Origin of the sequence: Microbacterium enclense (assembly GCF_001456955.1) — a bacterium.
Classification (GTDB): Bacteria; Actinomycetota; Actinomycetes; order Actinomycetales; family Microbacteriaceae; genus Microbacterium; species Microbacterium enclense.
Genome location: NZ_KQ758471.1, coordinates 38,576 through 54,624, shown reverse-complemented (window position 1 = coordinate 54,624; position 16,049 = coordinate 38,576). Strand labels below are relative to the sequence as shown.

General features: G+C 70.3%; 13 protein-coding genes. 7 read left to right on the top strand and 6 right to left on the bottom strand.

The window, feature by feature from the left end; all coding sequences use genetic code 11:
* The first annotated feature begins 17 nt into the window (after positions 1-17).
* Positions 18-1,073 carry an iron-siderophore ABC transporter substrate-binding protein gene (locus AS029_RS10415; RefSeq protein ID WP_228375928.1) on the top strand — a complete coding sequence of 352 codons (1,056 nt, stop codon included), beginning with the start codon at positions 18-20 and terminating at the stop codon, positions 1,071-1,073.
* 109 nt (positions 1,074-1,182) lie between these two features.
* Here AS029_RS10415 and AS029_RS10410 read toward each other — a convergent pair whose 3' ends face one another.
* Positions 1,183-1,857 carry a fasciclin domain-containing protein gene (locus tag AS029_RS10410; RefSeq protein WP_058232541.1) on the bottom strand — a complete coding sequence of 225 codons (675 nt, stop codon included), beginning with the start codon at positions 1,855-1,857 and terminating at the stop codon, positions 1,183-1,185.
* A gap of 317 nt (positions 1,858-2,174) precedes the next feature.
* Between AS029_RS10410 and sigK the strand changes: the two genes are divergently transcribed.
* From sigK to AS029_RS10390, 4 genes are all read left to right on the top strand, one after another.
* The gene (sigK, locus tag AS029_RS10405) at positions 2,175-2,777 is read left to right on the top strand and encodes an ECF RNA polymerase sigma factor SigK (protein ID WP_175456654.1); all 603 of its coding nucleotides are present in this window, start codon (positions 2,175-2,177) and stop codon (positions 2,775-2,777) included.
* Positions 2,774-3,595 (top strand): anti-sigma factor, encoded by an 822-nt coding sequence (locus AS029_RS10400; protein ID WP_058232540.1) that lies wholly within the window; start codon positions 2,774-2,776, stop codon positions 3,593-3,595. Before sigK ends, AS029_RS10400 begins: the two co-directional genes overlap by 4 nt.
* A 52-nt stretch (positions 3,596-3,647) precedes the next feature.
* Positions 3,648-4,286, top strand: a complete 639-nt coding sequence (locus AS029_RS10395) for a hypothetical protein (protein WP_058232539.1) — start codon at positions 3,648-3,650, stop codon at positions 4,284-4,286.
* A 319-nt stretch (positions 4,287-4,605) separates the two neighbouring features.
* Positions 4,606-5,490, top strand: a complete 885-nt coding sequence (locus tag AS029_RS10390; protein WP_058232538.1) for an aminodeoxychorismate lyase — start codon at positions 4,606-4,608, stop codon at positions 5,488-5,490.
* A gap of 255 nt (positions 5,491-5,745) precedes the next feature.
* Here AS029_RS10390 and pstB read toward each other — a convergent pair whose 3' ends face one another.
* The 4 genes from pstB to AS029_RS10370 all read right to left on the bottom strand — a co-directional run bounded on the left by pstB (position 5,746) and on the right by AS029_RS10370 (position 9,929).
* Positions 5,746-6,525, bottom strand: coding sequence for a phosphate ABC transporter ATP-binding protein PstB (gene pstB / locus AS029_RS10385; protein ID WP_058232537.1), 780 nt, complete (start codon positions 6,523-6,525; stop codon positions 5,746-5,748).
* A gap of 18 nt (positions 6,526-6,543) precedes the next feature.
* The gene (gene pstA / locus AS029_RS10380; protein ID WP_058232536.1) at positions 6,544-7,626 is read right to left on the bottom strand and encodes a phosphate ABC transporter permease PstA; all 1,083 of its coding nucleotides are present in this window, start codon (positions 7,624-7,626) and stop codon (positions 6,544-6,546) included.
* A complete protein-coding gene (gene pstC / locus AS029_RS10375; RefSeq protein WP_058232535.1) occupies positions 7,623-8,642 on the bottom strand; it encodes a phosphate ABC transporter permease subunit PstC in 1,020 nt (339 codons plus the stop codon). Before pstC ends, pstA begins: the two co-directional genes overlap by 4 nt.
* A gap of 159 nt (positions 8,643-8,801) precedes the next feature.
* The gene (locus tag AS029_RS10370) at positions 8,802-9,929 is read right to left on the bottom strand and encodes a PstS family phosphate ABC transporter substrate-binding protein (protein WP_058232534.1); all 1,128 of its coding nucleotides are present in this window, start codon (positions 9,927-9,929) and stop codon (positions 8,802-8,804) included.
* 159 nt (positions 9,930-10,088) lie between these two features.
* On the opposite strand from AS029_RS10370, the gene AS029_RS10365 reads away from it, so the two are divergent.
* On the top strand, positions 10,089-14,027 hold the full coding sequence (locus AS029_RS10365) for a Pls/PosA family non-ribosomal peptide synthetase (RefSeq protein WP_082642262.1): 3,939 nt from the start codon (positions 10,089-10,091) through the stop codon (positions 14,025-14,027).
* A complete protein-coding gene (locus AS029_RS10360; protein ID WP_058232532.1) occupies positions 14,024-15,319 on the top strand; it encodes a M1 family metallopeptidase in 1,296 nt (431 codons plus the stop codon). The genes AS029_RS10365 and AS029_RS10360 overlap by 4 nt, the downstream gene beginning before the upstream one ends.
* 153 nt (positions 15,320-15,472) lie before the next feature.
* Here AS029_RS10360 and AS029_RS10355 read toward each other — a convergent pair whose 3' ends face one another.
* Complete coding sequence (locus AS029_RS10355) at positions 15,473-15,640, bottom strand: hypothetical protein (protein WP_217630073.1); 168 nt, start codon at positions 15,638-15,640, stop codon at positions 15,473-15,475.
* Between the last annotated feature and the right edge of the window lie 409 nt (positions 15,641-16,049).

Sequence of the window (16,049 nt, the reverse complement as noted above, 5' to 3'; positions counted from 1 at the left end):
AAGGTTACCCTAACCGTGTGACTCGATTTCGTTTCCCGTCCTTTCCTCCTCCTCTTCGCCCCCGTCGTCTCACCGTCGCCGTCATCGGCGCGGCGGCCGTCGTCGCCCTCGCTGGATGCGCGGGAGTCGCCGCGCCCGTCGCGAGCATCGACGCCGAAGCCGGTGCCACCGGTGAGTGGGTCGTGGCGCGCGACCTCGAGCCCGGGATGGGCTCCGCCGAGGCCGACGGCGTCTTCCCCCGTGAGGTGACGCACCTGAACGGCGTGACCGAGATCTCCACAGCGCCGTCGCGCATCGCGGTGGTCTCGACCGGTCGGCTCGACGCCGTCCTGACGCTCGGCCGCGTGCCCACCGCGGCCACGCGCGCCGAGAACAGCGGGCTGGTTCCGCAATACCTGCGTGACACCTTCCCGGCGGATGTCGCAGCGCTCGACGCCATGGACGACATCGGCCAGCGCACGGAGCCCGATCTCGAGGCGATCGCGCAGTCCGCACCCGATCTCATCCTCGTTAACTCGACGCGCGGCGCGGAGCTCTACGGCGCGCTGTCCGCCATCGCCCCCACGGTCGTGACGAAGGGCAACGGGGTGAACTGGAAGAGCGACTTCCTCCTCATCGCTGATGCGCTGGGGGAGGAGGGCGCGGCGCGCGGCATCCTCGACGCGCTCCATTCCGAGAGTTCCGCATTCGCAGCGACCCACCCGGTCGGGGAGCCCACCGTGTCGTTCCTGCAGTCGACGGGCGATCGTACGCGCATCATGGGTGTCCCCTCGTTCGCGGGGGGCCTGGCGCAGGATCTCGGGCTGGGGCGCCCCGCGTCGCAGCAATTCGACGAGACGTCGCAGGAGATCAGCGCCGAGCGGATCGACCTCGCCGACGCCGATCACGTGTTCTACGCCGGTACCGGAGAGGGTGTCTCCTTCATCGAGAGCGCTCCGCTGTGGTCCACGCTCGCTGCGGTCGCCGACGGGAACGCCGTCGCGGTCGATTACGACCCGTGGTTCATGAACGCGGGGCCCACCGCCGCGCGCCTGGTGCAGAACGAGATCGTTCGCGTCGTCGAGGCGGACTGACAGACGAAAAGAGCGAGCGCCGAACCCCCTCGCCTGGGGTCCGGCGCTCGCCGTCAGGTCGGTCGATCATCGACCGATCGGTCGCGCGATCACTCGCGCGCCCGAGGACTTACATCGGGGGCATCAGCACCGTGTCGATGAGGTACACCGTGGCGTTGGCGGTCTGGACGCCACCGCAGATGACGTTCGAGGTGCCGTTGACGGTGATCGAGTCGCCCGAGCCGGCGACCGTGACGTCCTGACCCTCGACCGTGGCGTGCGTGCCGTCGATCTCGTCGGGCGCGATCTGGCCGGGAACCACGTGGTAGGTGAGGATCTTGGTCAGCAGGTCGGTGTCGGTCTTCAGCGTCTCGATGGTGGCCGAGTCGATCTTGGCGAACGCGTCGTCGACCGGAGCGAAGACGGTGAACTCGCCGCCGTTCAGCGTGTCGACCAGGTTCACGTTGGGGTTCAGCTGACCGCTGACCGCGGAGGTGAGCGTGGTGAGCAGCGGGTTGTTCGAGGCGGCGACCGCGACCGGGTCGGCGGCCATGCCTTCGACCGAGCCGGCGCCCGAGGGAACCGCGGCGGCGTAGTCGGCGCAGCCGGGGCCGACGAGGTTGGCGGCCGGGTCCATAGCGGACGACGAGGCCGACATCGACGGCGATGCCTCCATCGAGGGGGCGGTGCTCTCTTCGGTGGTCGAGCCACCGGAGGTCGTGCCACCCGAACATGCGGTGAGTGCGAAGGCCGAGCCCAGAACGAGGGCGAGACCGGCGACGACAGGCTTCTTGTTGGTGAGCATGACATTCCTCCGAAATCGTTCGGATCGCGGCTGCGACCCGTCAGGGACACCCCGGTGCGAGGGGCGGTTCGCCGTGGAGCGGCTTACACAGGGTCTTCGGGACCCCGCGGGGAACGGATTGCGAAATGTTGCCGATTCCCCTCGCTTTCGATCCTCGCAGATCGATGAAACCCAGGTCAGAGGCAGATAAATATTCTTCGGAATATTTCTTGCGAGGGTGGAGGGCCCGGGGTGAGGACGCCCCGCAACGTAACGGTTCATCACGAAACGATTCCTCTCGCGCGCGTACACGCGCGGGGGCGCGCGAGAGGTGAGCAATGATGGGTGTCATGGTGATCGACGGCTTCGACCTGCCCGAAGAAGGGCTCGAGAAAGTCGATCACATCGGCATCCTGCTCCAGCGGGTGGCCGACGGCGACCGCGCAGCCTTCGCCGAGGTGTACGACGCGCTGTCCGCTCGGGCATTCGGGCTCATCCTGCGCGTCCTCGTTGATCGCTCGCAGAGCGAGGAGGTGCTGCAAGAGGTTTTCTTGGAGATCTGGCAATCCGCTGCGCGTTTCACTCCGAACAGAGGTCAGGGGAGGTCGTGGGTTCTCACGATCGCGCACCGGCGAGCGGTGGACCGCGTGCGGTCGTCGCAGTCGAGCGTCGATCGCGACGTGCGCGCGGGCTTCCGCGATATGGACGTCGCGTACGACCACGTCGCTGAGAAAGTCGAACTGAAGATGGAGGGGCGGCGCGTCGTCGATGCACTGGCGGCGCTTCCCGACGCTCAGAAGGAAGCGCTCACGCTGGCCTACTTCGGTGGATACAGCCAGAGTGAGATCGCTACCCTCGTCGGGGCACCGCTCGGTACGGTCAAGACCAGGATGCGCGACGGCCTGTCGCGCTTGCGAATGGAGATGGGGGTGGACAAGTGAACGAGAGGGATTTCGCCGACCTCGCCGTCGGGCACGCGCTGCATGCGCTCACCGAGGCAGATGAACGCGCGTACCAGGAGGCTCTCGCGGGCAACCCGCACTGGGACCACCACGTGCGCGAAGCGGCCGACACCGCCACCGCCATCAGCTCCGCCATCGAACCGGTCGAGCCGCCGCCATCGGTACGCGCCGCGCTCTTCGCTCGGATCTCCGACCTGCCGCAGGAACCGGCGGCATCCAACGCCTCGTCCGCCGCTGCCGATCAGGGCCGTGACGACGAGGACTACGCCGCCGCGGGAACCGCGCCCGTCGCGCCGACGCGCGCCGCTGAGCCGGCCCGTCCGTCACCGGCATCCGGGTGGGGGGCGCGTCGATGGTTCGCGCTCGCCGCGTCCTTCGCGGCCGTGCTCGTGCTCGGCTTCGGCGCCGTGACCGTGAGTCAGCTGTTCACCCCTCCCGCGGCCGTCGTCGCGCTGGAGCAGATCGAGAAGGCGCCGGACGCGCAGTCCGCGACGGCGACGATGGCCGATGGAACGGTGGCGACGGCGCACTGGTCGCCCTCGACGGGGCAGAGCGTGCTCGTCACCGACGGCATGCCGGCACTGGCCGACGGCACCACCTACGAGCTGTGGTTTGTGCGGGGTGAGACTCCCATCGCCGCGGGTACGTTCGAGCCCGATGCCGACGGCAACGCCACCGCGGTCCTGCAGGGCGAGATGCACGTCGGCGACATCATCGCCGTCACCATCGAGCCCGCCGGAGGGTCGCCCGACGGCACGCCCAGCAGCGAGCCCGTCGTCGCCGTCGCCACGGCCTGAGCGGCGACGCGGCTCGGCCCGCGGCCGACCGGTCACGCCCTAGCCTGGAACGATGAGCGATTCCCCCCGCGAGTTCCACAAGCCGGTGCGCCGCCCCGCCGAACTCTTCGACCGCCTCTTCGCGGCCGACGACCCGGCGGAGGTGTCGCGCGTCGCCCACAGCACCGCCCACGCGCTGCTGTCGCGCGTTCGGGCCGACCCCTCGGTCGACGTCGTCGAGCGGCTGGTCGCGTTCACCGACGACCACGGCATCGACGACATCGCCGAGCTCTGGTCGCGTTCGCCGGCGCGGTCGCTCCCCGGTGCCCTCTGGCGGCTCTACCTGCTCCAGTTGATGATCCATGACGACTCCGCCACGGCGGCGCTGCTGTACGAGCGTGGACGCGTGGAGATGACGACGGTGGATGCCGTGGTGGCGGGCGCGCCGGCACCGGCGGGGCCGGGGGAGCTCGTGCAACTCATCGACACCATCCTGCGCGGGCTGTTCGAGGGCGATTTCGCCGTCGCGCTGGACCGCGCTGCCGCGTTCTGCCGGGTGCAGGCCGCCGGATCGACGCATCTGGCCGACGACTACGAGAACACCGAGTCGGAGCGTGCGACGGCGTTGACGACGCGGGCCCTGCGCCTGGCGACCTATGCCGACGATCTGGCGGCGTGCGCCGCGCTGTGGCGTCGCGATGCGTTGAGCTGAGGCCGGTGCGGGTATGCCGGTCCCTTCGACAGGCTCAGGAACCTGGCGTCCGCGGCGGCGCGCGGTCGGCACGCGCAAGGCCCGCGCGTCCGCGGCAGGTTCGTCGAAGACGCGACGGCCGCATTGCGGGAGCAGAAAAGCGAAGTGCCGGACCGCAGAACGCCTCTCGGCGCATGGCCGCTCATAGCGGCAGAAGATGGAGCCCGGGGTTACTGCGGCCCGGCTAGAAGAGTGTAACAAGCGCGGGGTCGAGACATTCCCTTCCGCGGCCCCGTTGACAAGCCCCGGGCGTGTCGGTGCCGGCGCGTAGGCTCGCTGCATGGCCTGGCGCTTCGCTCTCCGCATCGACCCCGTGGCATCCGATGATCCGAGGGAGTCGTTCGACGACACCCTGCGCATCATTGATCCGCTCGCCCCCGCGCTCCCCTTCGGCGAGCTGAGCGCGCAGCGCGGCGACGGCATCTTCGAGTCGCTCGGCGTCGTCGACGGCCACCCGCAAGAGGTCGGTCCGCACCTGCGCCGTCTCGCTCATTCCGCCGAGCTGTGCGAACTGCCGGCACCTCACCTCGCGCAGTGGCGCGCGGCCGTCGAGCGGGTCGCCGCCGAGGCGGGGGAGGGCGAGAACGTCATGAAGCTCCTCCTCAGCCGCGGTGTCGAGGGCGAGGGGTCGCCGACCGCGTGGATCACCCTCGCCGACGCTCCTGACAACGCCCGAGCCCGCACCGAGGGCGTGCGCATCGTGACGCTCGACCGCGGCTACGCCCTCGACGTGCCGGGGCGGGCGCCGTGGCTGCTCCTCGGTGCGAAGACCCTGTCGTACGCGACGAACATGGCTGCCATCCGAGAGGCGAAGCGTCGCGGCGCCGATGACGCCGTCTTCGTCACCAGCGACGGCTTCGTGCTCGAGGCGCCCACGGCATCCGTCGTCCTGCGCGTGGGCGACCGCTTCGTCACGCCCGCGCCGAGCGCCGGCATCCTGCATGGAACGACGCAGCTGAGTCTGTTCGCCCACCTCGAGCAGCGGGGGTTCGCCACCGCGTACGACACCGTGGCGGTCGACGACCTCGCCGGAGCGGATGCCGTGTGGCTGCTGTCGAGCGTGCGGCTCGCGGCGCCCGTCTCCGCCGTCGATGGACACGCGATCCCGGTGGACCGGGCGCTCACCGATGAGCTGAACGCCTACCTGCTGAGCCCTCGCGACTGACGTCGGCGGCGCCGAGCGGTGCGTCGGCGCCGGGGCGCGGCATCCGGAACCGATGTCTCTTCGGGCTCAGCGGTGCGCGGGCGCCGGGCCGCCGCACCCGGAACCGACAACTCCGCGCCGAGCGGTGCGCCAGGGCCGGGGATCGCGGCATCCGGAAGACGCGTCCCGGCGCCGCGCGTTGCGCCGGCACCGGGATCGTGGCATTCCGGAAACGACGAAAGCCCCGCCGAAGCGGGGCTCTCGCGTGTTCGTGGCTTATCCGAAGCGGCCCGACACGTAGTCCTCGGTGGCCTGCACGGTCGGCGCGGTGAAGATCGTCGAGGTGTCGTTGTACTCGATGAGCCTGCCGGGCTTGCCCGTGCCGGCGATGTTGAAGAACGCGGTCTTGTCGCTCACGCGCGATGCCTGCTGCATGTTGTGCGTGACGATGACGATCGTGTAGTCGTTCTTGAGCTCGGAGATGAGCTCCTCGATCGCGAAGGTCGAGATGGGGTCGAGGGCCGAGCAGGGCTCGTCCATCAGCAGCACATCGGGCGACACCGCGATGGCGCGCGCGATGCACAGGCGCTGCTGCTGACCGCCCGAGAGGCCGCCGCCCGGCTTGTCGAGGCGGTCCTTGACCTCGTTCCAGAGGTTCGCGCCCTTGAGGGACTTCTCGACCAGACCGTCGGCGTCGCTCTTCGACATGCGCTTGTCGTTCAGCTTCGCGCCGGCCAGCACATTCTCGCGGATCGACATCGTCGGGAACGGGTTGGGGCGCTGGAAGACCATACCCACGTGGCGGCGCACGAGCACCGGGTCGACGCCCGGGCCGTAGAGGTCGTCGCCGTCGATGAGCACGCGACCCTTCACGTGACCGCCGGGGATGACCTCGTGCATGCGGTTGAGCGTGCGCAGGAACGTGGACTTGCCGCAGCCCGAGGGGCCGATGAAGGCGGTGACGGAGCGGGGCTCGATGTCGATCGAGACGCCCTCGACCGCGAGGAAATCGCTGTAGTAGACGTTGAGGTCCTGGACCTCGATGCTCTTGGACACGAAGGTGCCTTTCTGGGCTCAGCGCGCCTTGGGCGCGAACACCGCCGCCACGATACGGGCGATCAGGTTGAAGATGACGACGAGGACGACCAGCAGGAACGCCGCACCCCAGGCGTTCGCCTGCGACGCGTCGATGTCCTGTCCGGGGAAGCTGTACGCGGTGTAGGCCATGACGGGGAGGGTCTGCATGGGGCCCTCGAACGGGTTGGCGTTGAAGTTGTCGGTGAAGCTCGCCGCGATGAAGATCGGCGCGGTCTCACCCACGACGCGGGCAACGGCCAGCACGACACCGGTGATGATGCCCGACGCGGCGGTGCGCAGCACGACCTTGATGATCGTCGCGGAGCGCGGCACGCCCAGGGCGAGCGACGCCTCGCGCAGGTCGGCGGGGACCAGGCGCAGCATCTCCTCGGTGGAGCGGATGACGATGGGGATCATCAGCACGCACAGGGCGATGGATGCCGAGAACCCGCTGAACGCCTTCGGACCGACGATCAGGCTGAACAGCGAGAACGCGAACAGACCGGCGACGATCGAGGGGATACCCGTCATCACATCGACCAGGAAGGTGATCGCGCGGCGCAGCGGGTTGGTCGGCAGCGCGTACTCGACGAGGTAGACCGCGGCGAGGATGCCGATGGGCACCGAGATGAGTGCCGCGATGCCCGTGATGATCAGCGTTCCGGCGATCGCCTGCCAGGCGCCCGCCGTGGCGACGACCTCGAGCGTGTTCGGGTCGAACGCGGTTCCGCCGACCTGGGTGACGAACTGCCAGTTGACCACCGCGAGGCCCTTGGACACGACGGTGTAGAGCGTCGAGATGAGCGGGGCGACGGCGAGCAGGAAGGCGGCCGTGACGAGCCCGCGCACGACGCGGTCGACGGCCTTGCGGCGGTTCTCGACGATCGCGGAGCCGACGCCGATGGCGATCAGGTACAGCACCGCCGAGAGGATCAGCCACGTGGCGAGGTTGAAGCCGCCCATGAGCACCTGCACGCCGGCCACGACGACCGCCACACCCGCGAGCAGGGCGGGCTCGATGAAGCGGGGGAGCTGGCCGCTGGTGAGGGCGAGGGGTGCGGAGGGTGCGGTGGCGGTCATGAGCGCTTGCCCTTCTTGCGACCCTTGGCGCCGGGGCCCGTCGCGCCGATGATGTAGCGGGCGAACATGTTGACCGCGAGCGACACGACGAACAGCATCAGGCCGGTTCCGATCAGCGCCGAGCGCTGCAGGTCGGTCGCGATGGGGAAGTTCAGCGCGATGTTGGCCGCGATGGTCTGCGAGTTGAAGCCGTCGGTCAGCAGCAGCACCGAGTAGATGAGGCTGGGGGAGAGGATGAGCGCGATGGCCATCGTCTCACCGAGGGCGCGGCCCAGGCCGAGCAGCGTCGCCGAGACCATGCCGCTGCGGGCGTAGGGGAACACCGCGAGGCGGATCATCTCCCAGCGCGTGGCACCGAGGGCCAGCGCCGCCTCTTCGTGTAGACGAGGGGTCTGCAGGAAGATCTCGCGCGTGATGGAAGTCACGATCGGGAGGATCATCACCGCGAGCACGACGCCGGCGGTGAACATCGTCGAACCGGTGGTCGAGACGGGACCGTTGAACAGCGGGATCCAGCCGAGGTATTCGTTGAGGAACTGGCTCACCGGCAGCAGCAGCGGGCGCATCACGATGATGCCCCAGAGGCCGAACACGATCGAGGGGACCGCGGCCAGCAGGTCGACGATGTAGCCGAGCGCGCCCGCGATGCGGCGGGGTGCGTAATGCGAGATGAACAGGGCGATGCCGATGGCCACCGGCGTGCCGATGATCATGGCGATGAACGCGGCCCAGATGCTGCCGAACAGCAGCGGTCCCACGTACTCCCAGAAGCTGGACCAGTTGCGGTTCTGGTACCCGGCGAGGTCGCCCTCGCTCCAGTTGGCCGTGATGGCCGGCAGTCCGCGCAGGATCAGGAAGATCGCGACGCCCGCGAGGATGATCATGATCGAGACGGCGGCGGTGGTCGACAGGCCCAGGAAGACGGTGTCGCCGACGCGGCGCTTGCCCACGATGCTGGCGCGGGGCGGGGTCGGTGAGACCGGGGAGGTCTCTTGCTCGGCGACGGTGTCAGTCACGGGGGACCTCACGCTCGGCACGGGTCATGGGGTGCTCCTCGATCGGGTGTTCTGGTGAGGATTCGGCTCAGCGGAGCGTTCGATGCGCGATCGACCGTTCCGATCAGCCCGGCCCGACCCGCACGTGACGTGCGAGCCGGGCCGAGTCCGACGAGATGTTTACTTGATGGCCGAGAGGGTCTCGGCGGCCGCCTCGAGCACCGAGTCGGGCAGCGGGGCGGAGCCGGCGTTCTTGGCGGCGACCTGCTGGCCGAGGGTGCTGGTGACGAAGCCGAGGTACGACTTGACGAGCTCGGCCTGCGTCGCGTCCTTGAACGTCGAGCAGGTGACCGCGTACGACACGAGCGGGATCGGGTACGACTCGGCGGTCAGCTTCGAGTAGTCGAACTTCTTCGACAGGTCGCCCTCGACGCCGTTGCTGGCGTCGACCGCGGCGGCCTCGAACGTCGCGGTGACGGCCTCGGCGCTGTAGGGGACCGCGGTGCCGTCGGTGACGATGGCGGCGGCGTTGAGGTCGCCGATGGCGGAGTGGTCGGCGTAGCCGATGGTGCCGGAGCCGGCCTTGACAGCCTCGACGACGCCCGAGCCGCCCTTCTGCTTCGAGACGTTGCCCTCGATCGGCCAGTCCTTGCCCGCGGGGGCGGTCCACACCGACGACTGGGTCGCCGCGAGGTAGTTGGTGAGGTTCTGCGTGGTGCCCGAGCCGTCGGAACGCGCGACGGTGGTGATGGTGCCGGCGGGCAGCGCGGTGCCGTTGTCGGCGGTGATGGCCGGGTCGGACCAGTCGGTGATCTGCAGCGCGAAGATCTTCGCGATGGTCTCGCCCGAGAGCTTCAGGTCGGTGATGCCGGGGATGTTGAAGATGATGGCGACGCCGTCGAGGTAGACGGGGATGTTGACGCCGCCCTCGGTGCACAGGGCCGCGGACTGCGCGGTCTGGTCGGCGTTGAGGGGGGCGTCGGAGCCGGCGAAGTCGTAGGCGCCGCTCAGGAAGTTGGTGACGCCACCGCCGGAGCCCTGCGACTTGTCGTAGTTGACCGTGACGCCCTTGGCCTGGGCGTTGTAGGCGCTGGTCCACGCGGCCTGCGCGTTGGACTGGGCGCTGGAGCCACCGGCGGTGATCGTGCCGGAGAGGTTGGGGTCGATCGTGAACGCCACGTCGGCGGAGGAGGGGGACTCCGACGTTCCGCCGGCGGGAGCGGAGCTGGAGGGACCGGCGCAGCCGGCGAGAGTCAGGGAGGCCACGGCGGCCACGGTGCCCAGCTGGGCGATCCGGGAGATCTTCACGGTGTGAATCCTTCGCATGTCGGGAACAGGAACCCGGTGCAGGGTTCGCCGTGAACGGTAAACAGTGACTCTTAAGAGACTGCGCCCCGCCGGTGAACGGCAGGTGAACCGGGGCGGCCTTTCCGGGGCGTTTCCCCGGGCGATGTACTGTTCACCCCCGTGACGACCCCTGCCACCGCCCCTCAGGCTCCGCTCGATCGAACGACCGCGGCTCCGCCCGCGCGCACGCTCATCGACATCCTCACCGACGTCGCCGCACGGCATCCCGAGGCCTCCGCGATCGATGACGGGTCGGGCGCGCTCAGCTACCGCGAGCTGCTGGCGCGGGTGTGGAAGACCGCTGGGACCCTGCACGAGGCGGGCGTCCGCCGTGGCGACCGAGTCGGGGTGCGCATGCCCTCGGGCTCGAAGGAGCTGTACGTCTCGATCCTCGCGGTGATGGCGGCGGGCGCGGCCTACGTCCCGGTGGATGCCGACGACCCCGACGACCGCGCTCGTCTGGTGTTCGGCGAGGCGGGCGTCCGCGGCATCGTCGCGGGAGACGGCGAGTTCGTCGCACAGGATGCCGACCTCGTGCGCCTCTACGACGGCGCCGCCCCGCACCCGAGCACGAATGCCGTGCCGATCGTCGCTCCGCCGACCGTCGACGACGACGCGTGGATCATCTTCACGTCCGGCTCCACCGGCGTACCGAAGGGCGTCGCCGTGTCGCACCGCTCGGCCGCCGCGTTCGTCGAGGCGGAAGCGCGGATCTTCCTGCAGCAGGAACCGCTCGGCCCCGGCGACCGGGTTCTCGCGGGGCTGTCGGTGGCCTTCGACGCATCATGCGAGGAGATGTGGCTCGCGTGGGGTCACGGCGCCTGCCTCGTGCCGGCACCGCGGTCCCTCGTGCGCTCAGGCGAGGATCTCGCGCCGTGGCTGCTGCGCCAGGGCATCACGGTGGTCTCGACCGTGCCGACGCTCGCGGCGATGTGGCCCGCCGACTCGATCGAGAACGTGCGCCTGCTCATCTTCGGCGGCGAGGCGTGCCCGCCCGAGCTCGCCGCCCGGCTCGTCGCCGAGGGCCGCGAGGTGTGGAACACCTACGGCCCCACCGAGGCGACGGTGGTGGCCTGCGCCGCCCCGCTCGACGGCTCGCTGCCCGTGCGCATCGGCCTCCCCCTCGACGGGTGGGCGTTGGCGGTCGTGGATGCCGAGGGCCTCCCCGTGGCGGAGGGGCAGGTCGGCGAGCTGATCATCGGCGGCGTCGGGCTCGCCCGCTATCTCGACCCGGCGAAGGATGCCGAGAAGTACGCGCCCATGCCCACCCTCGGGTGGGAGCGCGCGTACCGGTCCGGCGATCTCGTGCGCTTCGAACCCGAGGGGCTGGTGTTCCAGGGGCGGGCCGACGACCAGGTCAAGGTCGGGGGACGCCGTATCGAGCTCGGCGAGGTCGAGTCGGCGCTGCAGGATCTCGCCGGAGTCAGCGCCGCGACGGTGGCCGTACGCACGACCGAGGCCGGTGTTCCGGTGCTCGTGGGCTATCTCGTGATGGAGGAGGGGATCGACCTCGACCGGGGTGCGGCTCGTTCGGCTCTGGCGGAGCGTCTGCCCGCCGCGACCATCCCCCTTCTCGGCGTCGTCGACTCCCTTCCGGTGCGCACCTCGGGCAAGGTCGACCGCGCGGCCCTCCCCTGGCCGCTTCCGGGCGTCGACGCTCCCGCCGCGACCGATTTCTCGGCCGATGAGAGCTGGCTCGCCGAACAGTGGCAGGCGGTGCTGGGTCTGCCCGTCACCGAGCGCCGGGCCGACTTCTTCGACCTCGGGGGCGGGTCGCTCGCCGCCGCGCAGCTCGTCTCGCGCATCCGCGCGCGCGTGCCCGAGTTCTCGGTCGCCGACATCTACGACGTCCCCCGCCTGGGTGCGATGGCTAAGGCCCTCGGCCCGCAGCTGGCCGATGAGACGCCTCTCGAGTTCCATCGCGCGGCGCCGACACCCCGCACGACCCAGTGGGCGCAGACCCTGCTCGGCGCCCCGCTGTTCATCCTGGCGGGCGTGCGCTGGTTGCTGTACCTGCTGACGGCCTCGGCGATCCTGCAGCTCGTGCCGGGCTTCGAGGTGCTGCCGAGCGTGCCGTGGCCCGTGCTCGCGGTGGGCCTGCTCGTCTTCGCCACGCCGTTCGGGCGCATGGCGATCGCCGTGGCATCCGCTCGGCTGCTGCTCGCGGGGGTGCGGCCGGGGGACTATGCGCGCGGGGGTTGGGTGCACATCCGGCTGTGGCTGGCCGAGCAGATCGCCGATCAGGTGGATGCCGTGGGCCTTGCCGGAGCGCCGTGGGTGTCGTACTACGCCCGTGCGCTCGGCGCCCGGATCGGTCGCAACGTGGATCTGCACGCGCTTCCGCCGGTCACCGGCATGCTCGTGGTCGGAGACGGCGCATCGATCGAGCCGGAGGTCGACCTGACCGGGTACTGGATCGACGGCGACCTCGTGCGCATCGGCGAGGTGCGCATCGGAGCGGATGCCACGGTGGGCGCCCGCTCCACGCTCGCTCCGGGCACCCGCATCGGTCGGCGTGCCGAGATCGCGCCCGGCTCGGCGGTGTTCGGACGGGTGAAGGCGGACCAGTCGTGGGCGGGTTCGCCCGCCGTGCGCGTGGGAGGGACGGCCAAGGGCTGGCCGAGTGAGCGGCCCCCGGCGCCGACGCGCTGGCTGTGGGCGTACGCCGCGTCCGCGGTGGTGCTCGCGGTGCTGCCGCTCGCCGCATTCACGGTCGGCGGCCTCGTGATCGCGCAGGGGATGCGCGGCGCCGACGCGCTCGGGCAGGCCGCCCTGGCGGCGTTCGCGTGGCTCGTTCCCGCCGTCGCCGTCACAGGGGTCGTGTTCGCGGCATCCGTCGTCCTGCTCGTGCGCCTGCTGTCGCTGGGCCTCGCCGAGGGGACCCACCCCGTGCGCAGTCGCGTCGCCTGGCAGGCCTGGACGATCGAGAGGCTGCTGGATGCCGCTCGCACGATCCTCTTCCCGCTGTACTCGTCGCTGTTCACCCCCGTCTGGCTGCGGATGCTGGGCGCGCGCGTCGGCCGTGATGTCGAGGCATCCACGGTCCTGCTCATCCCGTCGATGACGCGGATCGAGGACGGCGCGTTCCTCGCGGACGACACGATGGTGGCCTCGTACGAACTGCGCGCCGGGTGGCTGCGACTCGGGCCGGTGCGCATCGGCAAGCGGGCGTTCCTCGGCAACTCCGGCATGGCCGCTCCCGGGCACCGTGTTCCGCGCGACGGTCTCGTCGCCGTGCTGTCGGCGGCGCCGCCGAAGGCCAAGGCCGGCTCCTCGTGGCTGGGATCGCCGGCCGTGCGGCTCCGGCGTCTGTCGGCCGAGGGCGACGAGTCGCGCACGTACAACCCCGGGCCGGCGCTCCGTCTCGCTCGGACGCTGTGGGAACTGTGCCGTTTCGTGCCCGTCGTCGTCACCTGCGGTATCGGCCTGGGGGTGCTGTTCACACTTGCGGCGCTCTGGGAGGCCACCGGGCCGATCTGGACGCTGCTGCTGTCGGGTGTCGTCCTGCTCGCCGCCGGGGCGGTCGCCGCCGGGGTGTCGACCGCGGCGAAGTGGGGAATCGTCGGTGTGATCCGCGCGGGGGAGCAGCCGCTGTGGTCGAGTTTCGTGTGGCGCACCGAGGTGTCGGACACCTTCACCGAGATGGTCGCCGCGCCCTGGTTCGCCCGCGCCGCAGCCGGCACGCCCGCGCTCGCCGTGTGGCTGCGGACACTCGGCGCGAAGATCGGGCGGGGTGTGTGGTGCGACAGCTACTGGCTGCCCGAGCCCGACCTGGTGACCCTCGGCGACGCGTCGACCGTGAACCGCGGGTGCGTCGTCCAGACGCACCTGTTCCATGATCGAATCATGAGCATGGATACCGTCGAGCTCGAGCCCGGGGCCACCCTCGGCCCGCACAGCGTGGTGCTGCCCGCGTCGACGCTCGGGGCGCACGCCACCGTGGGCCCGGCGTCGCTGGTCATGCGCGGTGAGACTGTGCCGGTCGGCTCCCGGTGGAGCGGCAACCCCATCGGTCCCTGGCGTGCGGTGAAGGTTCGCGCCTACCAGTCGACGACGTGAGCGTGACCGATCCCTACGCCCCGCAGAGCGGCGACGCCTCGTACGGCGTGCAGTCGTACGACCTCGCGCTCGGGTATCGCGTGCGCACGAACCGTCTCGAGGGGACGGCGACCATCGTGGCGGTGGCGCGCGAACCGCTGACGTCGTTCGCGTTGGATCTCGTGGGGCTGCGCGCTTCTCGAGTGCGCGTCGATGGCGCATCGGCGCGTTTCTCGGCAGGTCCGCGCGTGCTGCGCGTGACGTCGCCGCGGCCGTTGGCCGCGGGCACCGTCTTCGAGGTCGAGGTGGTCTACGCGGGCGCCCCGGCCCCGCGGCGTTCGCGGTGGGGCGCGGTGGGATGGGAGGAGCTGACCGACGGCGCCCTCGTGGCCGGTCAGCCGATCGGCGCGCCCACCTGGTTCCCCTGCAACGACAGGCCCGACGATCGCGCCCGGATGCGTATGGAGATCACGGTCGACGACGGGTACACAGTCGCGGCGACCGGTGTCGCGGGCGCCACGACGCGGCGGGCCGGTCGTGTCACCACCACCTTCACGTCGGATGTGCCCACGGCGACCTATCTCGCGGCCGTCCACGTGGGGCGCTACCGCACGCGCGGCCTGAGCGGCGGAAGCGGCGGCATGCCTCCCATCGTCGTCACCGCGCCTCCGGCGCTCGGTGCCGCCGTCGACCGTGCGTTCGCGGCGGTGCCCGACATGTTGCGGGTGTTCCAGGAGCTGTTCGGGCCGTACCCGCAGGACACGTGCACGCTCGTCGTGACCGCCGACGAACTCGAGATCCCGCTGGAGGCTCAGGGGCTCGCCGTGTTCGGCATGAACCATCTCGTGCCCGCCGCGCAGCGGCTCGTCGCGCACGAGCTGGCGCACCAGTGGTTCGGGAACAGCGTGGGCATCGCCCGGTGGCGGGACATCTGGCTGAACGAGGGTTTCGCCTGCTACGCCGAATGGCTGTGGTCCGACGCCTCGGGCGGTGTTCCGGTCGAGAGCTGCGTCGCCGATCACTACGCGCGTCTCGCCGCCAAGCCTCAGGATCTCCTGCTCGCCGACCCCGGGCCCGACGACATGTTCGACGACCGCGTGTACAAGCGCGGCGCGCTCGCCGTGCACGCGCTGCGCCGCGCCCTCGGCGACCCGGCGTTCTTCGATCTCATTCGCGCCTGGACGTCGCAGAACCGGCACGGCCTGGTCACGACCGACGACTTCCGCGCCGCGGTCGAGCGCGCCGGGGGTCCGGATGCCGCGGCGGTGCTCTCGCGGTGGATCGACGTCGAGGCGCTGCCTCCGCGGCCCTGACACGAGGAGTCCAGGAGGTTCAGATCAGCCCGGGGCCCCGATCGGCAGCAGCGTTTCCGTGTTCGGTCCACCGCCGGCGTCTGGCTGCGGGGGTTCATTCCGTCTCGTCTGAGCGGTGCCGGGCCCGGGATGACGCGTCGCGGCCGCGCGCTCTCACCGCGGGCCGTGCCGACCATCAGGGCTGATCTCGTACCCGGTGCTTCCCGCGATCACACCGCTCTCGTCGCGCTCGATCCACAGTCGAACGCTCGGCGCATCCAGACCGCTCACGGTGAGATCGACGTCGTGCAAGAACGCCGTCAGCGCCTCGACGTCGGCCACTCCGCATCGTTCAAGAACCATTCTGTTGAGTCGATCATTCGCGGTCGTTTGAGTGGGGTGACGACGCCGGAGCGGCTTCTGGCGCTTCGAGTGCCCACAGCGTGATCGCGCGCGGGCGATCCCGGTTCCCTGCGTACGAGAGTGCGTCGGATGAGGGGTCGTGTGCGTGCGCGAGTGCGTCGGATTGGGCGGTCGCGTGCGAGCGCGGGTGCGTTGGACTGATGATCGCGAGTGCGCGCCTGATCCCGTCCGCCATAGGTGTCGGGGTTGGTGTGCAAGCGCGCCATACGTCGCGATCCGAGCCATGCATCGCGCTCGTTTCATCGTCGACGCCGTCTTCCGTCGTGCGGACGTGCTTCGACGGTGGGATTGCCGCATTGCGGCGTCAGAAGGGTGGTGTGCCTTGTTC

Excerpts from the sequence above, each read along its gene's own strand:
- sigK (WP_175456654.1), top strand. The coding sequence starts at position 2,175 with ATGATGGGTGTCATGGTGATCGACGGCTTCGACCTGCCCGAAGAAGGG.
- AS029_RS10390 (WP_058232538.1), top strand. The coding sequence starts at position 4,606 with ATGGCCTGGCGCTTCGCTCTCCGCATCGACCCCGTGGCATCCGATGAT.
- pstA (WP_058232536.1), bottom strand. The coding sequence starts at position 7,626 with ATGACCGCCACCGCACCCTCCGCACCCCTCGCCCTCACCAGCGGCCAG.
- AS029_RS10395 (WP_058232539.1), top strand. The coding sequence starts at position 3,648 with ATGAGCGATTCCCCCCGCGAGTTCCACAAGCCGGTGCGCCGCCCCGCC.
- AS029_RS10410 (WP_058232541.1), bottom strand. The coding sequence starts at position 1,857 with ATGCTCACCAACAAGAAGCCTGTCGTCGCCGGTCTCGCCCTCGTTCTG.